Source organism: Pseudomonas frigoris, assembly GCF_047758635.1.
Lineage (GTDB): Bacteria > Pseudomonadota > Gammaproteobacteria > Pseudomonadales > Pseudomonadaceae > Aquipseudomonas > Aquipseudomonas frigoris.
In genome coordinates, this window is record NZ_CP180479.1 from 5,228,273 (window position 1) to 5,248,867 (window position 20,595).

The 20,595-nt window shown below is 59.7% G+C and carries 21 protein-coding genes; all 21 read right to left on the bottom strand.

What is annotated here, in order from left to right; translation table 11 throughout:
• Positions 1–2 precede the first annotated feature (2 nt).
• Entirely contained in the window at positions 3–743 is a 741-nt protein-coding gene (locus ACMXYH_RS24025) for a flagellar motor protein (RefSeq protein WP_415765168.1), read from the bottom strand.
• On the bottom strand, positions 743–1,873 hold the full coding sequence (locus ACMXYH_RS24030; protein WP_347803267.1) for a protein-glutamate methylesterase/protein-glutamine glutaminase: 1,131 nt from the start codon (positions 1,871–1,873) through the stop codon (positions 743–745). The genes ACMXYH_RS24025 and ACMXYH_RS24030 overlap by 1 nt, the downstream gene beginning before the upstream one ends.
• A gap of 49 nt (positions 1,874–1,922) precedes the next feature.
• Positions 1,923–4,172, bottom strand: coding sequence for a chemotaxis protein CheA (locus ACMXYH_RS24035; RefSeq protein ID WP_415765169.1), 2,250 nt, complete (start codon positions 4,170–4,172; stop codon positions 1,923–1,925).
• Positions 4,173–4,209: 37 nt separating this feature from the next.
• Positions 4,210–4,998, bottom strand: coding sequence for a protein phosphatase CheZ (locus ACMXYH_RS24040; RefSeq protein ID WP_046046370.1), 789 nt, complete (start codon positions 4,996–4,998; stop codon positions 4,210–4,212).
• A 30-nt stretch (positions 4,999–5,028) separates the two neighbouring features.
• Positions 5,029–5,400 carry a chemotaxis response regulator CheY gene (locus ACMXYH_RS24045; RefSeq protein WP_185752709.1) on the bottom strand — a complete coding sequence of 124 codons (372 nt, stop codon included), beginning with the start codon at positions 5,398–5,400 and terminating at the stop codon, positions 5,029–5,031.
• Positions 5,401–5,567: 167 nt separating this feature from the next.
• Positions 5,568–6,308 carry an RNA polymerase sigma factor FliA gene (fliA, locus tag ACMXYH_RS24050; protein ID WP_415765170.1) on the bottom strand — a complete coding sequence of 247 codons (741 nt, stop codon included), beginning with the start codon at positions 6,306–6,308 and terminating at the stop codon, positions 5,568–5,570.
• Complete coding sequence (fleN, locus tag ACMXYH_RS24055) at positions 6,305–7,135, bottom strand: flagellar synthesis regulator FleN (RefSeq protein ID WP_008001746.1); 831 nt, start codon at positions 7,133–7,135, stop codon at positions 6,305–6,307. The genes fliA and fleN overlap by 4 nt, the downstream gene beginning before the upstream one ends.
• Positions 7,136–7,251: 116 nt before the next feature.
• The gene (flhF, locus tag ACMXYH_RS24060; protein ID WP_415765171.1) at positions 7,252–8,580 is read right to left on the bottom strand and encodes a flagellar biosynthesis protein FlhF; all 1,329 of its coding nucleotides are present in this window, start codon (positions 8,578–8,580) and stop codon (positions 7,252–7,254) included.
• A gap of 11 nt (positions 8,581–8,591) precedes the next feature.
• A complete protein-coding gene (flhA, locus tag ACMXYH_RS24065) occupies positions 8,592–10,721 on the bottom strand; it encodes a flagellar biosynthesis protein FlhA (RefSeq protein ID WP_033053491.1) in 2,130 nt (709 codons plus the stop codon).
• A gap of 245 nt (positions 10,722–10,966) precedes the next feature.
• Complete coding sequence (flhB, locus tag ACMXYH_RS24070; RefSeq protein ID WP_415765172.1) at positions 10,967–12,106, bottom strand: flagellar biosynthesis protein FlhB; 1,140 nt, start codon at positions 12,104–12,106, stop codon at positions 10,967–10,969.
• A gap of 3 nt (positions 12,107–12,109) precedes the next feature.
• The gene (fliR, locus tag ACMXYH_RS24075) at positions 12,110–12,892 is read right to left on the bottom strand and encodes a flagellar biosynthetic protein FliR (protein WP_129442193.1); all 783 of its coding nucleotides are present in this window, start codon (positions 12,890–12,892) and stop codon (positions 12,110–12,112) included.
• 3 nt (positions 12,893–12,895) lie between these two features.
• Positions 12,896–13,165 carry a flagellar biosynthesis protein FliQ gene (gene fliQ, locus ACMXYH_RS24080; RefSeq protein ID WP_007948918.1) on the bottom strand — a complete coding sequence of 90 codons (270 nt, stop codon included), beginning with the start codon at positions 13,163–13,165 and terminating at the stop codon, positions 12,896–12,898.
• A complete protein-coding gene (fliP, locus tag ACMXYH_RS24085; RefSeq protein ID WP_134421387.1) occupies positions 13,162–13,920 on the bottom strand; it encodes a flagellar type III secretion system pore protein FliP in 759 nt (252 codons plus the stop codon). Before fliP ends, fliQ begins: the two co-directional genes overlap by 4 nt.
• Entirely contained in the window at positions 13,920–14,378 is a 459-nt protein-coding gene (fliO, locus tag ACMXYH_RS24090; RefSeq protein WP_415765173.1) for a flagellar biosynthetic protein FliO, read from the bottom strand. The genes fliP and fliO overlap by 1 nt, the downstream gene beginning before the upstream one ends.
• On the bottom strand, positions 14,379–14,858 hold the full coding sequence (gene fliN / locus ACMXYH_RS24095; RefSeq protein ID WP_371927111.1) for a flagellar motor switch protein FliN: 480 nt from the start codon (positions 14,856–14,858) through the stop codon (positions 14,379–14,381).
• A gap of 51 nt (positions 14,859–14,909) precedes the next feature.
• Positions 14,910–15,878: a flagellar motor switch protein FliM gene (gene fliM / locus ACMXYH_RS24100; RefSeq protein WP_008024584.1), complete on the bottom strand. Its 969-nt coding sequence runs from the start codon at positions 15,876–15,878 to the stop codon at positions 14,910–14,912.
• A gap of 9 nt (positions 15,879–15,887) precedes the next feature.
• Complete coding sequence (fliL, locus tag ACMXYH_RS24105; protein ID WP_129442185.1) at positions 15,888–16,388, bottom strand: flagellar basal body-associated protein FliL; 501 nt, start codon at positions 16,386–16,388, stop codon at positions 15,888–15,890.
• Between the two features lie 207 nt (positions 16,389–16,595).
• On the bottom strand, positions 16,596–17,951 hold the full coding sequence (locus ACMXYH_RS24110; RefSeq protein WP_415765174.1) for a flagellar hook-length control protein FliK: 1,356 nt from the start codon (positions 17,949–17,951) through the stop codon (positions 16,596–16,598).
• An 83-nt stretch (positions 17,952–18,034) separates the two neighbouring features.
• Positions 18,035–18,403, bottom strand: coding sequence for an Hpt domain-containing protein (locus ACMXYH_RS24115; protein WP_129442181.1), 369 nt, complete (start codon positions 18,401–18,403; stop codon positions 18,035–18,037).
• Between the two features lie 30 nt (positions 18,404–18,433).
• Positions 18,434–20,140, bottom strand: coding sequence for an ATP-binding SpoIIE family protein phosphatase (locus ACMXYH_RS24120; RefSeq protein ID WP_415765175.1), 1,707 nt, complete (start codon positions 20,138–20,140; stop codon positions 18,434–18,436).
• 5 nt (positions 20,141–20,145) lie between these two features.
• Positions 20,146–20,451, bottom strand: coding sequence for an STAS domain-containing protein (locus ACMXYH_RS24125; protein WP_008151067.1), 306 nt, complete (start codon positions 20,449–20,451; stop codon positions 20,146–20,148).
• Between the last annotated feature and the right edge of the window lie 144 nt (positions 20,452–20,595).

A 20,595-nucleotide genomic window follows, 5' to 3' on the forward strand; every position in this document is an offset into this window, starting at 1 on the left:
CATCAATCCATGAAGCCCTGAAGCTTCAACTCAATAGAGCGAGGGTTTTCACCTTCGGCGATCGACAGAATGCCTTCCAACAACATTTCGCGATAACGCGACTGCCGCAAAGCGACGGACTTGAGTTTGGCGGCAATCGGCAGCAGCACCAGGTTGGCACTGGCCACGCCGTAGATGGTCGCGACGAAGGCCACGGCAATGCCGCTACCCAGTTGCGACGGATCGGCCAGGTTGCCCATCACGTGGATCAGGCCCATCACCGCACCGATGATGCCGATGGTCGGCGCGTAGCCGCCCATGCTTTCGAAGACTTTGGCGGCTTCGATGTCGCGGCTTTCCTGAGTGTAGAAATCCACTTCCAGAATGCTGCGAATCGCTTCCGGCTCGGCGCCGTCCACCAGCAGTTGCAGGCCTTTGCGCGCGTAGTTGTCAGGTTCGGCGTCGGCCACCCCTTCCAGACCGAGCAAGCCTTCCTTGCGTGCGGTCAGGCTCCAGTTGACGACGCGATCGACGCCACCGACGAGGTCGATGCGTGGAGGAAACAGGATCCAGGCCAGGATCTGCATGGCACGCTTGAAAGCGCTCATCGGTGCTTGCAACAGCGCCGCACCGATGGTCCCACCGAGTACGATCAACGCCGCCGGGCCGTTGGCCAGAGCGCCGAGGTGGCCGCCTTCAAGGTAGTTGCCGCCAATGATGGCGACGAACGCCATGATGATCCCGATGAGGCTTAAAACATCCATCAGATACAAGCCTCGACCAGATGCTTGCCAATATCGTCCAGGCCGTACACCGCATCGGCGAGTTCGGCTTTGACAATGGCCATCGGCATGCCGTAGATCACGCAGCTGGCTTCATCCTGAGCCCAGATTGCACTGCCGCCCTGCTTGAGCAGACGCGCGCCTTCGCGACCATCGGCGCCCATGCCGGTCAACACGACCGCCAGAACTTTGTCACCGTAAGACTTGGCCGCGGAACCAAAGGTGATGTCCACGCACGGCTTGTAGTTCAGACGTTCGTCGCCCGGGAGGATCTTCACCGCGCCACGGCCGTCGATCATCATTTGCTTGCCACCCGGCGCCAGCAACGCCAGGCCCGGACGCAGTATGTCGCCATCCTCGGCTTCCTTGACGCTGATGCGGCAGAGCTTGTCCAGACGCTCGGCAAAGGCCTTGGTAAAGGCGGCCGGCATGTGCTGAATCAATACGATCGGTGCAGGGAAGTTCGCCGGCAATTGGGTCAGCACCCGCTGCAGGGCAACAGGGCCGCCAGTGGATGTACCGATGGCGACCAGTTTGTAGGCTTTGCGTTTCGGCGTTGGCGACGACGAGGCTGGCGCGTGGGTACGCGGCGCAATCGGAGCCGGTGCCGGACGCGCAGGCGCGCTGCTGCCGTAGCTGCTGACGCTCGAAGGTGCAGGCGTCGGGGCGGGTGCGGCGACAGGTGCCGGAGCGCTGTAGGTGTTGGCGCGACGGTTACTGCGCGAGATGCTGAGAATCTTCTCGCACAGCAGTTGCTTGACCTTCTCCGGATTGCGGGAGATGTCTTCGAAATTCTTCGGCAGGAAATCCACCGCGCCGGCGTCCAGCGCGTCGAGGGTTACCCGAGCGCCTTCGTGGGTCAGCGAGGAGAACATCAATACCGGGGTCGGGCAGCGCTGCATGATGTGCCGCACCGCCGTGATGCCATCCATCATCGGCATCTCGTAATCCATGGTGATCACGTCTGGCTTGAGGGCCAGCGCCTGATCGATCGCCTCTTTTCCGTTGGTCGCCGTGCCGACGACCTGGATATTCGGATCCGCTGAAAGAATTTCCGAGACGCGGCGGCGGAAAAACCCCGAATCGTCCACCACCAGGACTTTAACTGCCATAAACACTCCGTTAGACGGAGCGAGGCTCAGTCGCCCCGCCCCACCAGAATCAAATACGCCGTGCGGCGTAACGCTTGAGCATGCTCGGAACATCGAGAATCAGCGCAATGCGGCCGTCACCGGTGATGGTGGCGCCGGACATGCCCGGGGTTCCCTGGAGCATTTTGCCCAATGGCTTGATGACCACTTCTTCCTGGCCCACCAGTTGATCGACGACGAAGCCGATCCGCTGAGTGCCCACCGAAAGGATCACCACATGGCCCTCGCGCTGCTCTTCGTGAGCGGCGGAAGCGACGAGCCAGCGTTTGAGGTAGAACAATGGCAGTGCCTTGTCCCGCACGATCACCACTTCCTGGCCGTCCACCACGTTGGTGCGCGACAGGTCGAGGTGGAAGATCTCGTTGACGTTCACCAGCGGGAACGCAAACGCCTGGTTGCCGAGCATGACCATCAGCGTCGGCATGATCGCCAGGGTCAACGGGACCTTGATGACGATCTTCGAGCCCTTGCCCTTGGTCGAGTAGATGTTGATGGTGCCGTTGAGCTGGGCGATCTTGGTTTTCACCACGTCCATGCCCACGCCGCGTCCGGAGACATCGGAAATTTCGGTCTTGGTCGAGAAACCCGGCGCGAAGATCAGGTTGAAGCAATCGGATTCGCTGAGGCGATCCGCTGCATCCTTGTCCATCAAGCCTTTCTTCACGGCAATGCCGCGCAGAACATCGGCGTCCATGCCCTTGCCGTCATCGGAGATCGACAGCAGGATGTGGTCGCCTTCCTGTTCAGCGGACAGGATCACCTTGCCGCTGCGAGGCTTGCCCATCGCTTCACGCTCGGCCGGCTCTTCAATACCGTGGTCGACCGAGTTGCGAACCAAGTGGACCAGCGGGTCGGCCAGGGCCTCGACGAGGTTCTTGTCGAGGTCGGTTTCTTCGCCGACCAATTCCAGGTTGATCTCTTTCTTGAGCTGGCGAGCCAGGTCGCGAACCAGGCGCGGGAAACGCCCGAAGACCTTCTTGATCGGTTGCATCCGGGTCTTCATGACCGCGGTTTGCAGATCGGCCGTGACCACGTCGAGGTTCGACACGGCCTTGGACATGGCTTCGTCGCCGCTGTTGAGGCCCAGACGGACCAAGCGGTTACGCACCAGTACCAACTCGCCGACCATGTTCATGATTTCGTCGAGACGCGCGGTATCGACCCGCACGGTAGTCTCGGCTTCGCTGGCCGGTTTTTCCGGTGGCGGCGCGGCCGGGGCACGGGCCGGAGCCGGGGCAGCAGCAGCGGCAGGCTTCGGCGCTTCGGCTTTAGGCTCGGGCGCTTTGGCAACGGGTTTCGGTGCAACAGCCTTGGCAATTGGCGCCACAACCGAAGCGCTGGCGCCCGACGCGGTACCGACTTCAGTGAACTTGCCTTTGCCGTGCAATTCGTCGAGCAGTGATTCGAACTCGTGATCGGAGATCAGATCGCCGCCAGCCGCTTTAGCGGTGGGTGCAGCCGGGGCCGGGACCGCAGCAATGGCCGATTCCAGCGCGTCGACAGCAAAGTTGCCCTTGCCGTGCAGCTGATCGAGCAATGCTTCGAACTCGTCGTCGGTGATATCGGAGCTGTCGCCTGCCGCTTTCGGGGCAGCCGGTGCGGCTGGCGCCGGGGCTACCGCATCGACGGCGAACTGGCCTTTACCGTGCAGTTGATCGAGCAACGACTCGAACTCGGCATCGGTGATTTCGTCGCTGCCCGCCGCATTGCTGCTCGGCGCTGGCACAGCTGCCGGGGCTTCTGCCTGAGCCTTGACGGCGTTCAGCGAGTCCAGCAGTTGTTCGAATTCGTTATCGGTGATGTCACCCGATTCGTTCTCGGTGGCAGGTTCTTCCACCACTTCGGCGACCGGAGCCGTTTCATCGGCGGTTTGCGGCTCGGCCAGACGGGCCAGCGCTGCCAGCAATTCAGGCGTGGCAGCCGTGATCGGGCTGCGCTCGCGGACTTCGGTAAACATGCCGTTCACCGCATCCAGCGCCTCGAGAACCACGTCCATCAGTTCCGAGTCGACGCGACGTTCACCCTTGCGCAGGATGTCGAACACGTTCTCGGCGATGTGACAGCACTCCACCAGCTCGTTGAGCTGGAGGAAGCCGGCGCCTCCTTTTACAGTGTGAAAACCGCGAAAAATTGCATTGAGCAAGTCCGCATCATCGGGTCGGCTTTCAAGCTCGACCAGCTGTTCGGACAGTTGCTCTAGAATCTCGCCGGCCTCAACCAGGAAATCCTGAAGGATCTCTTCATCGGCGCCGAAGCTCATTAAGGGGGTGCTCCTAAAGGTCTAAAAACCTAAAAACCTAAAATCCAAGACTGGATAGCAAATCGTCCACATCGTCCTGACCGGACACAACGTCTTCTCTTTTATCGGCATGAATCTGCGGACCTTCACCCTGAGAGAGATGTTTTTGCGGATCTTTTTCTGCCAGCATCGCTTCACGGTCATGTTCGATGCCCGCAAAGCGGTCCACCTGACTGGCCATAAGCACGAGCTTGAGCAGGTTGCTTTCAACTTCGGTGACCAATTGGGTCACGCGCTTGATCACCTGACCGGTGAGGTCCTGGTAATCCTGAGCGAGCAGAATGTCGTTGAGGTTGCTCGACACAACGCGATTGTCTTCGCTGCTGCGTGTCAGGAAACCGTCGACTCGCCGGGCCAGCTCACGGAACTCTTCAGCCCCGACTTCGCGACGCATGAACCGTCCCCAGTCGGTGCTCAGGGCCTGGGCTTCGTTGCTCAGGCCGTTGACCAGTGGCGTGGCGTTTTCCACCAGGTCCATGGTGCGGTTGGCAGCGGCCTCGGTCAGCTTGACCACATAACCCAGACGCTCGGTGGCATCCGTGATCTGCGAGACTTCCTCGGCTTGCGGCATGTGCGGGTCAATCTGGAAATTGACGATCGCGCTATGCAGCTCGCGAGTGAGCTTGCCCACTTCTTGATACAGGCCACGGTCACGGGTCTGATTGAGCTCATGGATCAGTTGCACAGCGTCGCCGAACCTGCCTTTTTCAAGGCTTTCGACCAGTTCGACCGCGTGTTTTTTCAGAGTCGATTCGAAATCGCCCTGTGAAGACTCGTTATGCTCCATAGCTCCCCCGTGGCGCAGTGGCTTCGCACATCAACCGATGCGTTCGAAGATCTTTTCAATCTTGTCTTTCAACGCCTGGGCCGTGAAGGGCTTGACCACATAGCCGTTAACACCGGCCTGGGCCGCTTCGATGATCTGCTCGCGCTTGGCTTCAGCGGTCACCATCAGCACTGGCAGGCTCTTGAGCTTTTCATCGGCGCGCACATGGCGCAGCAGCTCGATACCGGTCATGCCAGGCATGTTCCAGTCTGTTACCAGAAAGTCGATGCTGCCGCTGTTGAGAACCGGAATGGCAGTGGTGCCATCGTCGGCCTCGACCGTGTTGGTGAACCCAAGGTCACGCAACAGGTTTTTAATGATCCGCCGCATCGTTGAGAAGTCATCAACGATGAGGATTTTCATGTTCTTGTCCAATTCGACCTCCAAGCAGTCTTAAACGCGCCCAGCACCTGGACGCGCCATTTCAATCAATCCGGCAAAGCACTCAATGACTGTCTGGAGCACAACAGATCGGGACCGGTAAGGTTCAACACCCCACCCGCCGCGTTCGCAGTGCCCCCACACTGCCTTCAGCGCGCTCGCCACTCCCCCAAACGCCCCCGCAAACGGGCCGCGCACTGGCTGTGTAACTGGCTGACCCGAGATTCGCTGACCCCCAGGACCTCACCGATTTCCTTGAGATTCAACTCTTCGTCGTAGTACAGCGCCAACACCAGTCGCTCACGCTCCGGCAAATTGGCAATCGCGTCCGCCAGCGCTGCCTGGAAGCGTTCATCTTCCAGATCGCGTGACGGCTCGAGATGAGCACTCGCGCCATCCTCGTGCAGCCCTTCGTGTTCGCCGTCCTGCAACAGATCGTCGAAACTGAATAGCCGGCTGCCCAGGGTGTCGTTCAAAATCCCGTAATAATCGTCGAGACTCAATTGGAGTTCGGCCGCAACCTCGTGATCTTTAGCGTCACGGCCAGTTTTAGCTTCAATCGAGCGAATGGCGTCGCTGACCATCCGGGTATTGCGGTGGACCGAACGTGGCGCCCAGTCCCCCTTGCGTACTTCATCGAGCATCGCGCCACGGATTCGAATGCCCGCGTACGTCTCGAAACTCGCGCCTTTACTGGCGTCGTATTTGGTCGACACTTCAAGCAGGCCGATCATCCCGGCCTGGATCAGGTCTTCCACCTGAACACTGGCTGGCAGACGCGCCAGCAAGTGGTAGGCAATGCGTTTAACCAGTGGCGCGTAACGCTCGATCAGCTCGTACTGCGCGTCACGTGCCGACTTCTTGTAGAGGTTGTAGCCACTGGATGTCATAGCACCGGTCCTGCGGTTTGTTGCACGAGGCGCTCGACGAAAAACTCCAGGTGCCCACGCGGGTTGGCAGGTAGCGGCCAGGTATCGACCTTCTGTGCAATGGCCTTGAACGCCAGTGAGCACTTGGACCGTGGGAAGGCTTCGTAGACGGCGCGCTGCTTCTGCACAGCCTTGCGCACACTTTCGTCGTAAGGCACCGCGCCGACGTATTGTAAGGCGACGTCAAGGAAGCGATCCGTGACCTTGGTCAACTTGGCGAACAGGTTGCGACCTTCCTGCGGGCTCTGGGCCATGTTGGCCAGGACGCGGAAGCGGTTCATGCCGTAATCGCGGTTCAGCAGTTTGATCAGTGCGTAGGCATCTGTGATCGAGGTCGGTTCGTCGCAGACCACCAGCAAGACTTCTTGCGCTGCGCGAACGAAACTGACTACCGAGTCACCAATGCCCGCCGCGGTGTCGATCACCAGCACGTCGAGGTTGTCGCCGATATCGCTGAACGCCTGGATCAGGCCGGCGTGTTGGGCCGGGCTCAAATGAACCATGCTCTGTGTGCCGGACGCGGCCGGGACGATGCGAATGCCGCCAGGGCCCTGCAACAGTACGTCGCGCAGCTCGCAGCGGCCTTCGATCACGTCGGCCAAAGTACGTTTGGGTGTCAGTCCCAGCAGGACGTCGACGTTCGCCAGCCCCAGATCGGCGTCCAACAGCATGACGCGCCGACCGAGCTCAGCTAGAGCCAGGGACAAGTTCACTGACACGTTAGTCTTCCCGACGCCACCTTTGCCGCCGGTCACCGCGATCACCTGTACGGGATGCATGCTGCCCATGAATTTTCTTTACCTTGTCTTACTTAGACGGAGGCCACATTACTGGCTGCGCGTTCACTAACTGAACAATGCATGGCAGACCATCGATGTAGGTACAAAAACTGTTCATTAATACCTCAGCCGACCTGCTTGGTCGGGCTGTGGTAAATATCAGCGAACATGTCAGCCATGGCTTCTTCGCTGGGTTCTTCTTGCATTTGCACGCTGACGGCGCGACTGACCAACTGATGACGACGCGGTAGATGCAAATCATCCGGAATCCGCGGGCCATCGGTGAGGTAAGCCACCGGCAATTCATGACTGATGGCCAGGCTCAACACCTCGCCCAGACTTGCCGTTTCATCCAGTTTAGTCAGGATGCAGCCAGCGAGCCCACAACGCTTGTAACTGTGATAAGCGGCCGTTAGAACCTGTTTCTGGCTGGTGGTTGCCAGGACCAGATAATTTTTCGATTTGATGCCACGACCGGCCAGGCTTTCGAGCTGCATGCGCAGTGCCGGATCGCTGGCCTGTAGGCCCGCGGTATCGATCAGCACCACGCGTTTGCGCAGCAAAGGCTCCAGAGCCTGCACCAGCGATTGGCCCGGATCGACATGCGTCACCGACACATTGAGGATCCGGCCCAACGTCTTGAGTTGTTCCTGAGCACCAATACGGTAGCTGTCCATGCTGACCAGCGCGATATTCTGCGCGCCGTACTTGAGCACGTAACGGGCCGCGAGCTTGGCCAGGGTGGTGGTCTTGCCCATGCCGGCAGGGCCGACCATGGCAATCACGCCGCCCTCTTCCAGAGGCTCGACTTCCGGTGTGGCGATCATCCGCGCCAAGTGTGCCAGCAACATGCGCCAGGCCTGACGAGGTTCTTCAATATCGGTAATCAGCGCCAGCAAATCGCGCGACAACGGGCCGGACAGGCCAATGCGTTGCAGGCGACGCCAAAGATTGGCCTGGGCCGGACGGCTGCCTTGCAACTGATTCCAGGCCAGGGAGCCGAGTTGCACTTCCATCAGTTCGCGCAGGCTGTTGAGTTCAAAACGCATCGAGTCGAACGCCCGTGGGTCGACGCCACCGGAGGCAGGTGCCGCAGCCGGCGCAGGACGACGGGGTTCGGTGTAGGTCGGCTCGATCAGCGGCTCGGCGGCGGTCAGTGGCAGGCCGGCGAACAATTGGCGATTGGTGGACTTTTCGCTCTCGCCATCGCTGCGCAGGCTCAGTTCGGCCTGGGCGGTGACGATCCGCGACTGGGTCTTGCGCAGCTCGTCTTCGAGTTCCATGTTCGGAACGCGCGGAGCTAGCGCCGACAACTTGTAATCCAGGGCAGCCGTCAGCTCGACACCACCGGCGATCCGGCGGTTGCCAATGATAGCGGCATCAGCGCCCAGCTCATCACGAACCAGCTTCATGGCCTGACGCATATCGGCGGCGAAAAAACGCTTAACTTGCATAAACCACTACCTCAGCCGTTGGGCCCTACTGTCGCAACGATGGTCACTTGCTTGTTGTCAGGAATTTCCTGGTAAGCCAACACATGCAAACCCGGGACTGCCAATCGGCCGAATCGCGACAGCATCGCGCGAACCGGACCGGCTACCAGCAGAATCACCGGTTGACCTTGCATTTCCTGACGCTGCGCCGCATCGATCAACGAGCGTTGCAGTTTCTCAGCCATGCTTGGCTCCAGCAGAACACCCTCTTCCGAGCCTTGTCCTGCCTTCTGAAGACTATTGAGCAATATTTGTTCCAACCTTGGCTCCAGGGTGATCACTGGTAGCTCGGAGTCAGTCCCTACAATGCTTTGGACGATTGCGCGGGATACGCCGACGCGCACCGCGGCCACCAGCGCGGCAGTATCTTGACTCTTGCTGGCATTGTTTGCGATGGCTTCGGCAATGCTGCGAATGTCCCGTACTGGCACCTGTTCGGCTAGCAATGCCTGCAATACTTTGAGCAACTGAGACAGAGACACCACACCAGGCACCAGCTCTTCGGCCAGTTTTGGTGAGCTTTTGGCCAACAATTGCATGAGTTGCTGCACTTCTTCGTGACCGATCAACTCGCTCGAGTGCTTGTACAAAATCTGGTTCAAGTGGGTTGCCACTACCGTACTGGCATCGACCACGGTGTAACCGAGGGATTGTGCCTGGGCACGCTGGCTGATTTCGATCCAGACCGCCTCCAGACCGAAAGCCGGATCTTTGGCGGTAATGCCATTGAGCGTACCGTAGACCTGCCCCGGGTTGATCGCCAGTTCGCGGTCCGGGTAAATCTCCGCCTCAGCGAGGATCACCCCCATCAGGGTCAGGCGATAGGCACTCGGCGCCAGGTCGAGGTTGTCACGGATATGCACGGTCGGCATCAGGAAGCCCAGGTCCTGGGACAACTTCTTGCGCACACCTTTGATCCGCGCCAGCAACTGACCACCCTGATTGCGGTCCACCAGCGGAATCAGCCGGTAGCCGACTTCCAGGCCGATCATGTCGATCGGAGTGACGTCATCCCAGCCAAGCTCCTTGGTTTCCTGAGCGCGGGCCGGCGATGGCAGCAGCTCCTGTTGACGCTTGACCTCTTGCAGGGCCTGAACCTTGACCACGTTCTGCTTCTTCCAGAACAGGTACGCGCCGCCGGCCGCCAGGGCTGCCATGCTGAGAAAGGAAAAGTGCGGCATGCCCGGCACGAGGCCCATCACTGCCATCAAACCCGCCGCCACGGCCAATGCTTTGGGCGAGGCGAACATCTGACGATTGATCTGCTTGCCCATGTCTTCCGAACCGGAAGCACGGGTCACCATAATCGCTGCAGCTGTAGATAAAAGCAGTGATGGCAATTGCGCCACCAAACCGTCACCGATGGTCAACAAGGCGTACACCCGACCGGCATCGCCGAAGGTCATGCCGTGCTGGAAGATACCGACCGCCATGCCGCCGATCAGGTTGATGAACAGAATCAGCAGACCGGCAATGGCGTCACCGCGAACGAACTTGCTGGCACCGTCCATGGAACCGTAGAACTCGGCTTCCTGTGCCACTTCCATCCGGCGCAGCTTGGCCTGGTTCTGATCGATCAGGCCGGCGTTCAAGTCAGCGTCGATGGCCATTTGTTTACCGGGCATCGCATCGAGGGTGAAACGCGCGCTCACCTCGGAAATCCGCCCGGCACCCTTGGTCACCACGACAAAGTTGATGATCATCAAAATCGCGAAGACGACGATACCGACCACGTAGTTACCGCCGATCACCACCTCGCCGAAGGCCTGGATCACCTTACCGGCGGCGGCATGACCGTCCTGGCCGTGGAGCATCACCACCCGCGTGGAGGCCACGTTCAGCGCCAGTCGCAACAGGGTCGCCACCAGCAGAATGGTCGGGAACACCGCAAAGTCCAGTGGCCGCAACGCGTAAACACAGACCAGCAAGACGACAATCGACAACGCGATGTTGAACGTGAAGAACACGTCCAGCAGGAACGGCGGCACCGGCAACATCATCATCGCCAGCATGACCAGCAGCAACAATGGCACACCCAGATTGCCTCGACTTAAGTCGGCAACGTTTGTGCGAGCACTGTTGAGTAACTGAGAGCGATCCACCGGTATTCCCCGTCCCTTGAAGCAAACTTTTGACGCCGAAAGCAGGCGCAGGGCGGGTACTGCAAGAAGCCTTCCAACTTTTGCGGGGGATTGAAACAGAGGGTTTTATCCGGGGGATTTGCGGTGCCTGGTTCGGCCTCATCGCGAGCAAGCTCGCTCCCACATTGATCGGCGTTTACTTGAGCACGCGGTTAAATGTGGGAGCGAGCTTGCTCGCGATGAGGCCGGCCCCGCTAGTGAATCTCTCAGGAATCGCGCCGCAAATCCGGCGGAATCGGCAGGTCGTCTTTGAGCGGATCCGGGCGTTTGCCCTTGCCGGCGCGGTGCTGGCGGATCTGGTAGACGTAAGCGAGCACCTGGGCGACGGCAAGGTAGAGCCCGCCAGGGATTTCCTGGTCAAGCTCGGTGGAGTAGTAAATCGAACGCGCCAGTGCCGGCGACTCAAGCAGCAGCACTTCGTTGGCCACAGCGATTTCACGGATCTTCAAGGCCAGGAAGTCGCTGCCCTTGGCGATCAGCATCGGCGCCCCACCCTTGTCCGGATCGTACTTGAGCGCTACGGCGTAGTGAGTCGGGTTGGTGATCACCACATCGGCGTCGGGGATTGCCGCCATCATCCGGCGCTGGGACATTTCGCGCTGCAGCTGGCGAATCCGTTGTTTAACCTCCGGTCGTCCTTCCTGATCCTTATGCTCGTCACGAATTTCCTGCTTGGTCATCAGCAGTTTCTTGTGGCTTTCCCAGAGCTGCACCGGCACGTCCACCGCAGCGATGATGATTAGCCCACAGGACATCCATAACGTACTCCAGCCCACTACCTGCAGGCAGTGAATGACGGCCAGCTCCAACGGTTCGTGGGCGATGCGTATCAGGTCATCGATGTCTGACGATAACACCATCAGGGCCACAGCCAGGATGATCAAAAACTTCGCAAACGCCTTAAGCAGCTCTGCCACCGCCTTGAACGAAAACATTCGCTTGAGGCCGGCGGCAGGGTTCATCCGACTGAATTTCGGTGCCAGGGAACCCGCCGCGAATAGCCATCCACCCAGGGAGATCGGCCCGATCAACGCTGCCAGCACCAGGGTGATCATGATCGGCTGAATCGCCAGCAAGGCTGTCAACCCTGAACTCAACAGGTAAGTGCTCATGGAGCGCTGATCGAGAATGACTTCACGCGACAGGGAGAAACTCTGCCGCATCAATTCCATCAAGTCTTGCGCCAGCGCCCCGCCGAAAATCAACAGCGCACCGGAACCCGCCAACATGATCGCCAGCGTGTTGAGCTCTTTGGATCGCGCAATTTCGCCTTTCTCGCGAGATTCCCTTTTGCGCTTCTCCGTGGGGTCTTCTGTTTTGTCCTGACCGCTTTCGCTCTCAGCCATGGCTCAGCGCGCCCGTGCCAGTTCGCGTAACAACTGCAAGGCCTCGGAGGCCAGCGGTTGATACTGATTGATGATGTCCGCCAGCCCGACCCAGACAATGAACAGCCCGAGCACCAGGGTCAGCGGGAAGCCGATGGAGAAGATGTTCAGCTGTGGCGCCGCCCGGGTCATGATGCCAAACGCAATGTTGACCACCAGCAACGCAGTGATCGCCGGCAACACCAGCAACAGCGCGGCACCAAGGACCCAGCCGAGCTTGCCGGCCAGCTCCCAGAAATGATTGACCATCAACCCGCTACCGACCGGCAGCGTAGTGAAGCTTTCGGTGAGGATTTCGAACACCACAAGATGGCCATTCATCGACAGGAACAACAGCGTCACCAGCATGGTGAAGAACTGCCCGATCACCGCCACCGAAACGCCGTTGGTGGGGTCGACCATCGAAGCGAAGCCCATGCCCATCTGAATGGAGACGATCTGCCCGGCGACCACGAAGGCCTGGAAGAATAGCTGCAAAGAGAAACCGAGCACTGCACCGACGAGGATCTGCTCGGCAATCAGCAGCAGCCCGCTCAAGTCCAGCGCGTTGACCGGCGGCATCGGCGGCAACCCGGGGGCAATCACTACCGTGATCGCGAGAGCGAAATAAAGGCGCACTCGCTTGGGCACCAGCGTCGTACCGAAAACCGGCATGACCATCAGCATCGAACCGACGCGAAACAGCGGCAGCATGAACGTCGCCACCCAGGTACTGATCTGGGTATCGGTCAGCTGGAGCAGCGACATGGTTTAGCCGATGACCTGAGGAATACTGCCGTACAACTGCAGGATGTATTCCATAAAGGTCTGCACCAGCCACGGACCGGCGACGATCAACGTCACCAGCATCACCAGCAAGCGCGGCAGGAAGCTCAGCGTCTGTTCGTTGATCTGCGTAGCGGCCTGGAACATCGCCACCAACAGGCCCACGAGCAAACTCGGAATCACCAGCACCGCAACCATCATGGTGGTCAGCCACAGCGCTTCCCGGAAGATGTCTACCGCAACTTCTGGCGTCATGGCGATACACCGCCGAAGCTGCTCGCCAGCGTACCGATGATCAACGCCCAGCCATCCACCAGCACGAACAGCATGATCTTGAATGGCAGGGAAATGATCAGCGGCGAGAGCATCATCATACCCATGGCCATCAGCACACTGGCCACGACCAGGTCGATGATCAGGAACGGAATGAAGATCATGAAGCCAATCTGGAACGCGGTTTTCAGCTCGGAGGTGACGAACGCGGGAACAAGAATCGTCAGCGGCGCCTGATCCGGCGACGCGATATCAGTGCGTTTGGACAAGCGCATGAACAACTCCAGATCGCTGCTGCGAGTCTGGGCGAGCATGAAATCCTTGATCGGCACCTGCGCCTTGGCCACGGCATCTTGAGCGGTGAGTTTTTCCGCCAGATACGGCTGCAAGGCATCCTGATTAACGCGGTCGAATACCGGCGCCATGATGAACAAGGTCAAAAACAGCGCCATGCCCGTGAGGATCTGGTTAGACGGTGTCTGCTGCAGGCCGAGGGCCTGACGCAGGATCGAAAAGACGATGATGATCCGGGTGAAACTGGTCATCAGCATGACGAACGCCGGGATAAAACTCAGCGCCGTCATGATCAGCAGGATTTGCAGACTGACTGAGTATTCCTGAGCGCCGGCGGCATTGGTGCCCAGGGTGATTGCCGGGATCGATAACGGATCGGCGGCGAACGCCAGTGGCGCGGCCAGCATCAGGGCCAGCGTCAAGATGATGCGTAGCGCACCCATTACTTCTTATCCTTCTGATCCTTGCCCATCAGCTCCATCAGGCGCTGGGCAAACTCGGGGGTCGCTTTTTCAGTACCGCTGGGCACTTGCACCGGCTCCTTGAGCACGTGCAACGCGGTGATGGTGCCGGGGCTCAAGCCAAGCAGAATCTGCTCGTTGCCGACCTGCACCAGCATCAATCGGTCGCGAGGGCCAAGCGCGCGGGAACCGATCAGCTCGATCACCTGCCCCTTGCCGGCTGGTCCGGCCTGTTGCACCCGACGCAGTAACCAGGCGAGGAAGAAGATCAACCCCAGCACCAGCAGCAAACCGAACACCAACTGCGTTAATTGCCCCGCCACACCGCTGCTGACTGCGGGTGCAGCAGCAGTGGCAGCAGTCGCCACCGGCTCGGCAGCCAGAACGCTGAACGGCAAGGCCAGCGCCAACCCCAGCAAAGAACCCAGAACCTTTTTCACTCAGCGCAACTTCTTGATGCGTTCGCTTGGGCTGATCACGTCAGTCAGGCGGATGCCGAACTTCTCGTTGACCACCACTACTTCACCGTGAGCGATGAGCGTGCCGTTGACCAGCACGTCCAGCGGCTCACCGGCCAGACGATCGAGCTCGATCACCGAACCCTGGTTAAGCTGCAGCAGGTTACGGATGTTGATATCAGTGCTGCCGACTTCCATGGAAATCGACACCGGGATATCGAGAATCACGTCCAGGTTCGGACCGTCGAGGGTGACCGGTTCGTTGTTTTTCGGCACGCTGCCGAACTCTTCCATCGGCAGACGGTTGGACGGCGAACTGGCGGCGTCGGCGGCCAGTAAGGCGTCGATATCGTCCTGCCCGGCGTCGCCGGTTTCTTCCAGGGCCGCAGCCCATTCATCGGCCAGCGCCTGGTCGTCCTGGGTGTTCATATCGTTAGCCATCAATTTTTCCTCGGCGGGCATCCATTCAATCAGGAGCCGTCAGTTAAAAGCACAGGGGGTTTGGAGCGCCGGTCAGCGGCGCTCGATCGGCTCGATCACTTGCAACGCGAGGTTGCCTTTGTGCGACCCCATCTTGACCTTGAACGCAGGCACGCCGTTGGCGCGCATGATCATCTCTTCAGGCATCTCGACCGGGATAATGTCCCCCGGCTGCATGTGCAGAATGTCCCGCAGGCGCAACTGGCGACGGGCAACCGTGGCACCGATCGGTACGTCAACGTCCAGCACGTCCTGACGCAAGGCGTTGACCCAGCGTTCGTCCTGATCGTCGAGGTCCGACTGGAAGCCGGCGTCGAGCATTTCGCGTACAGGTTCGATCATCGAGTACGGCATGGTCACGTGCAGGTCGCCGCCACCGCCATCGAGTTCGATGTGGAAGGTCGACACCACAATCGCTTCGCTCGGGCCGACGATATTGGCCATGGCCGGGTTCACTTCCGAGTTGATGTACTCGAAGTTCACTTCCATGATCGCCTGCCAGGCTTCCTTCAAATCGACGAAGGCCTGCTCCAGCACCATGCGCACTACACGCAGTTCAGTGGGGGTGAATTCACGCCCTTCGATCTTCGCGTGACGGCCGTCGCCGCCGAAGAAGTTGTCCACCAGTTTGAACACCAGTTTGGCGTCGAGGATGAACAACGCGGTGCCGCGCAACGGCTTGATCTTGACCAGGTTGAGGCTGGTCGGCACGTACAGCGAGTGCACGTATTCGCCGAACTTCATCACCTGCACGCCACCGACGGCAACGTCCGCCGAGCGGCGCAGCATGTTGAACATGCTGATGCGGGTGTATCGGGCGAAACGCTCGTTGATCATCTCCAGGGTCGGCATGCGTCCACGGACGATGCGATCCTGACTGGTCAGGTCGTAGCTTTTGACACTGCCGGGTTCAGCAGCGGTATCGGTCTGTACCAGACCATCGTCGACGCCATGCAACAGCGCATCGATCTCATCCTGGGACAGCAGGTCCTGCACGGCCATGTCGTGTTCCTACTGCAGTACGAAATTAGTGAAAAGCAACTGTTCGATGACCACTTTGCCGAGTTCTTTCTGCGCCACTTCCTGGACGCTGGCCGTGGCTTTCTGACGCAACATTTCCTGGCCGACCGGCGACGCCAAGGTAGCGAAGTCCTGCCCGGAGAACAGCATGACCAGGTTATTGCGGATGACGGGCATGTGGACTTTGAGCGCTTCCAGATCGGCCTGATCGCGACCCTGCATGGTGATGCTCACCTGCATGTAGCGCTGACGACCGTTCTGGTTGTAATTGGCCACGAAGGCCGGAGCCATGGGCTCGAAAATCGCTGGCTGCTTGCCGACCGGGGCGGTTTCAGCCGCGGCGGCAGGCTTGCTCTGGGCGCTGTGCATGAAGAACCAGGTCGCTCCCACGGACAAACCGATCGCCAGCAGCAGGGCCACCACGATCACAATGATCAGCTTGAGTTTGCCTTTGGTTGCGGGGTCTTTTACTGCTGCTTCGCTCTTCGCCATGCCAATAATCCGTCACTATTCGGGTTTTCACAGTCGCACGGCAAGGCAAGAGCAAGTGTTATGCCAGAAGTGTCTGAAGGAAAATGGGCTGTGGCTGGTTGAGGCCGAAAATCAAAAGATCGCAGCCACGGCAGCTCCTACATTGGAATGTGTACATCCTGTAGGAGCTGCCGAAGGCTGCGATCTTTTAGGGGGCGCCGCAAATTATCAGGCGTAATAATCGACGGCGCTGGAGCCAATCACGCTGGTCGCGCTGGCCGCTACTTCGGCAATGCTGGCCGGAAGCTCATCGTCCATCGAATCGAGGCGACCACCGCTGGCGTTGGTGCGTCCACCCTGGCTTTGACCCTGTTGAGCCTGTTCCTGCCCCTGACCTTGCCAGCCACGGGACTGGTCGAACACGTTGACGTCGACCTGGCCCATGCCCTGCTGCGCAAACATGTCACGCAAGCGATGCATCTGCCCGTCCAGCGCTTCGCGAACACTTGGATGGGCGCTCATGAACGTCACTTGGGTCTGCTGATCCGGAACCATGTTCACCCGAATGTCCAGGCGCCCCAGTTCGGCCGGTTGCAACTGGATGTCGGCGGCCTTGAGATTGGTACTGGACAGGTACATGACCCGGTTCACGACTTCTTCGGTCCAGCCGCTCTGATGCATGGCGATCGGTTGATTCACCGGCAATGCGTTCGCGGTTTTCGGCGTGGCCGCCTGGGTCAGTGCCGCCAGACGGTTGGCGAAATCGTCGACCCGGGTATCGCTACTCGCGGACTTCAGGTCCTTGAGACCGTCATCGATAAGACCACCAAAGGCCTTGTCGCCGCCCTGGCCGGTACTGTCCTTGTCGGCTTGCACATCGAGCATGCTCGCCATGCCGGCGGCGAAGGTCTGCGCCGAGGTTGACTCGCCGTCGGCCTGGGCCGAGGTCGGTGCCGCTTTGGGCTGGGCCTGACTGGAAGCGGAAACGTGCCCGCTCTGCTCCATGGCCATGCGCACGGCGGGCAGTGCGTCGAGGGGATCGGCTTCGGGATCGAAATCGGTGTCAGTGCTTGCAACAACCGGAGTCGTTGCCGCCGTCACAGCCACCTCGACCTGCGGTTGTGGGGCGACTACAACGGGCGGAGCTGCCGGTACCGGCGCTGGCACCGCAGGTTGTACTGCCTGCATCAACGCAGGATCCAGCGTCGGGTCAACGGGCGCGGCATCGGCAACCGGCGTCTGCGCAGTATCCGACCCGTCATCGCTGGCGGCCTCGTCGTCAGCCTGCGCCGGCTTATCGGCGGGCAAGGATTTGCCGCTATCGGCAACCGCAGGTTCCGGGGCGGCAGACGTGTCGTTGCTGACGTCCTTTTTGTCGGGGCTGTCCGACGCTTTATCGCGTATCGGCTTGGCCGATCCATCACCCACCGCAGAGGGTTTGTTCCGGGCTTGATCGGCGTAGACCTGAGCGAAGCTGGATGCCTTGTCCCCAGGCTCAGCGGCCAGCGCCGGTGTATTGGCGCAAGCGGCTTGAGTCTTGGCCTGCGCGGCGGCCTGAAGAAGCATATTGGGGGTAACGGGCATGGAACGGTCTCCGCTGCACTGGGATCGTAGGTACAGTTGACGGAGATTATTGCAAAGGTCGCGCCAGGTTTGAGTGACAGGCGCTAAAAGCGCCGGACGGTCTCATTGGCAGAGAGAGAACGCTGACGCTCCGCCTCATAGAGAGGCCGGACGATGGCAAATTCGTCATCAATTTCCCCGATCAGCTTTTCGATGCCAGCGAGGTTTTTTTGCTTGGCGCGCTGCTCCAGCTCATGGCACAACTCAGCCAGGCGAATGGCGCCCATGTTGCTGCTGCTGCCCTTGAAACTATGGGCTGCATTCATGAGTTGCGCAGCATCTTCAGCCTCTCGCAAGATGCGTAAACGCTCTTCGGAATCGGCGAGAAAGGTATCCAGCAACGTCGGATACTCATCCTCCATGACCTCTTGCAACGCGTTCAGCACGTCGCGGTCCAGGTGTGTGTCAGCCACTTGCTCACTCCTTGATCAAGAATGCGTGGATTATGCCAGAGCCTCCCAGAAAAACTCCACGCGGGCACTTCGACCATTGTCGGACCAACTCGCATTGTGGCCCAGTTGACGGATCAGACTGACGCCACGTCCCGACAGACGGACACCATCGACGGGCCGCTCCATCACCCGCGCTACATCGAAACCCTTGCCGCTGTCTTCAACCCGAACAGTCAGGCACCCGCCCTCGCCCTTGGGTGTCACCTGCAAATGCACCCGCACGAAGCCGTCCTGCAACGCGTCCAGGCGTGTATTGCGCTGTTGATAATAGCGGGTGAAACCCGAGGCATCGCGCTTGAGACTCGAATCCAGCCCCAGCACTCCATGCTCCAGGGCATTGGAATACAGTTCAGCCAAAACACTGTAGAGCGCCCCGCTCTGGGCCCGCAGACCGTGGACCTCAAGCAGCAATTGCAGAAGATACGGCAGCGGATTGAAGCGTTTGAGCGTGGCGGCGCGAAATTCGAAACTCACTGACCAGTCCAGCGGGCAGGACTGACCACTGTCGGAATACACCAGCGCCGGCGGGCTCAGTTGTGCGGCCTCCAGCAGACTGACCTCGACCATGCTCACGTCATCACGGGCCTCGCCGCGAAAGTCCCGCAACGCCTGCTCGATCTCTTCGAACAACTCATCAGGCTGACGATTGGCCGCAAACACCTGCTGCAATCGCTCCACGCCAAATAACTGTTCGTTGGCATCGCAGGTATCGATCACCCCGTCGGACAACAGGAAGACCCGATCCCCGACCGCCATCGGAAACACCTCGGTGCGGTCATCAAAGGATTGCGGGCTCAGCACGCCAAGCGGCAAATGCCGAGCCGTCAACGGCGTGCGCTCACCGCTGGCGATGCTGTGCAGGTAACCGTCCGGCATTCCGCCGTTCCAGACCTCCACCGAGCGTCGCTGAAAACTCAGGCACAGCAGCGTTGCACAACAGAACATGTCCACCGGCAGGATGCGCTTGAGCTTGGCATTCATCTCGCGCAGGGTTTCGGACAGGCCGTAACCCTTGGCGGTCATCCCATAGAAAACTTCGGCCAGGGGCATGGCACCGACCGCGGCCGGCAAACCATGACCGGTAAAGTCGCCAAGCAGCACGTGCATGTCGCCGGCCGGGGTAAACGCGGCCAGCAGCAGATCGCCGTTGAACAACGCATAGGGCGATTGCAGGTAGCGAATATTCGGTGCACTCAGGCAGCCGGAGTGGGCCACCTTGTCGAACACGGCTTTGGCCACCCGCTGCTCGTTGAGCAGGTACTCGTGGTGCCTGGCGATCTGGTCGCGCTGCTGCAACACCGTGGCCTGCAACCGCCGCAAGCGGTCCATCGCCTTGATCTTGGCGGCGAGGATCACCTGGTTGTAGGGTTTTGCCAGAAAGTCGTCGCCCCCGGCCTCCAGACAGCGGGCCAGCGCTTCGCTTTCGGTCAGCGAGGTGAGGAAGATGATCGGCACCAGGGTTTCCCCTGCCAACACCTTGATCTGCCGCGCCGCCTCGAAACCGTCCATCACCGGCATCATCGCGTCCATGAGCACCAGTTGCGGTCGTTGCTGGCGAAACGCTTTAACGGCTTCGGCACCGTTGGCGGCTGTCAGCACCTCATGCCCCTGGCGACGAACGATGGTCGACAGCAGCATGCGATCGGCCGCACTGTCTTCGGCGATCAGGATCGTCAGCGGTTCGAACAAGGACTGCATGGCGGTCACGCCACGTCGAAGATTTGTTCGAAGTTGGAGATGGCGAGGATCTTGCGCACATCTGCATTAGCGTTGGTCAACGTGATCTCGGCATTCTCGCCGCCGGCGTGATCACGCAATAGCAACAGCATGCCGAGCGCTGAGCTGTCGAGGTAGGTGGCGTCTTTCAGATCCACCTCAAAGGACTCGGGTTTTGGCTGAAGATTTTCGTAGGACTCGCGAAATTCCTGATGCTTGGCGAAATCGAATCGTCCCTTGACCGATATCGTCAGCTTTTGCCCATCTTGGGAGACTTCTGTAACAACTGGCATTTAACGGCTTCCTTGTCATTGGTGAACGTACGTGTACAAGGTTTAGCACTTGGCTGGGGCTGGAGCAAGATCAAAAGATCGCAGCCTGCGGCAGCGCCTACAGAACCGGGTTTGCACGCAGTCAATGTAGGAGCTGCCGAAGGC

What these genes read in the sequence shown, in the direction of transcription:
- ACMXYH_RS24025 (WP_415765168.1), bottom strand. Translation starts at nt 743, where the DNA reads ATGGATGTTTTAAGCCTCATCGGGATCATCATGGCGTTCGTCGCCATC.
- ACMXYH_RS24030 (WP_347803267.1), bottom strand. Translation starts at nt 1,873, where the DNA reads ATGGCAGTTAAAGTCCTGGTGGTGGACGATTCGGGGTTTTTCCGCCGC.
- ACMXYH_RS24035 (WP_415765169.1), bottom strand. Translation starts at nt 4,172, where the DNA reads ATGAGCTTCGGCGCCGATGAAGAGATCCTTCAGGATTTCCTGGTTGAG.
- ACMXYH_RS24040 (WP_046046370.1), bottom strand. Translation starts at nt 4,998, where the DNA reads ATGGAGCATAACGAGTCTTCACAGGGCGATTTCGAATCGACTCTGAAA.
- ACMXYH_RS24045 (WP_185752709.1), bottom strand. Translation starts at nt 5,400, where the DNA reads ATGAAAATCCTCATCGTTGATGACTTCTCAACGATGCGGCGGATCATT.
- fliA (WP_415765170.1), bottom strand. Translation starts at nt 6,308, where the DNA reads ATGACATCCAGTGGCTACAACCTCTACAAGAAGTCGGCACGTGACGCG.
- fleN (WP_008001746.1), bottom strand. Translation starts at nt 7,135, where the DNA reads ATGGGCAGCATGCATCCCGTACAGGTGATCGCGGTGACCGGCGGCAAA.
- flhF (WP_415765171.1), bottom strand. Translation starts at nt 8,580, where the DNA reads ATGCAAGTTAAGCGTTTTTTCGCCGCCGATATGCGTCAGGCCATGAAG.
- flhB (WP_415765172.1), bottom strand. Translation starts at nt 12,106, where the DNA reads ATGGCTGAGAGCGAAAGCGGTCAGGACAAAACAGAAGACCCCACGGAG.
- fliR (WP_129442193.1), bottom strand. Translation starts at nt 12,892, where the DNA reads ATGTCGCTGCTCCAGCTGACCGATACCCAGATCAGTACCTGGGTGGCG.
- fliQ (WP_007948918.1), bottom strand. Translation starts at nt 13,165, where the DNA reads ATGACGCCAGAAGTTGCGGTAGACATCTTCCGGGAAGCGCTGTGGCTG.
- fliP (WP_134421387.1), bottom strand. Translation starts at nt 13,920, where the DNA reads ATGGGTGCGCTACGCATCATCTTGACGCTGGCCCTGATGCTGGCCGCG.
- fliN (WP_371927111.1), bottom strand. Translation starts at nt 14,858, where the DNA reads ATGCCCGCCGAGGAAAAATTGATGGCTAACGATATGAACACCCAGGAC.
- fliM (WP_008024584.1), bottom strand. Translation starts at nt 15,878, where the DNA reads ATGGCCGTGCAGGACCTGCTGTCCCAGGATGAGATCGATGCGCTGTTG.
- fliL (WP_129442185.1), bottom strand. Translation starts at nt 16,388, where the DNA reads ATGGCGAAGAGCGAAGCAGCAGTAAAAGACCCCGCAACCAAAGGCAAA.
- ACMXYH_RS24110 (WP_415765174.1), bottom strand. Translation starts at nt 17,951, where the DNA reads ATGCCCGTTACCCCCAATATGCTTCTTCAGGCCGCCGCGCAGGCCAAG.
- ACMXYH_RS24120 (WP_415765175.1), bottom strand. Translation starts at nt 20,140, where the DNA reads ATGCAGTCCTTGTTCGAACCGCTGACGATCCTGATCGCCGAAGACAGT.
- ACMXYH_RS24125 (WP_008151067.1), bottom strand. Translation starts at nt 20,451, where the DNA reads ATGCCAGTTGTTACAGAAGTCTCCCAAGATGGGCAAAAGCTGACGATA.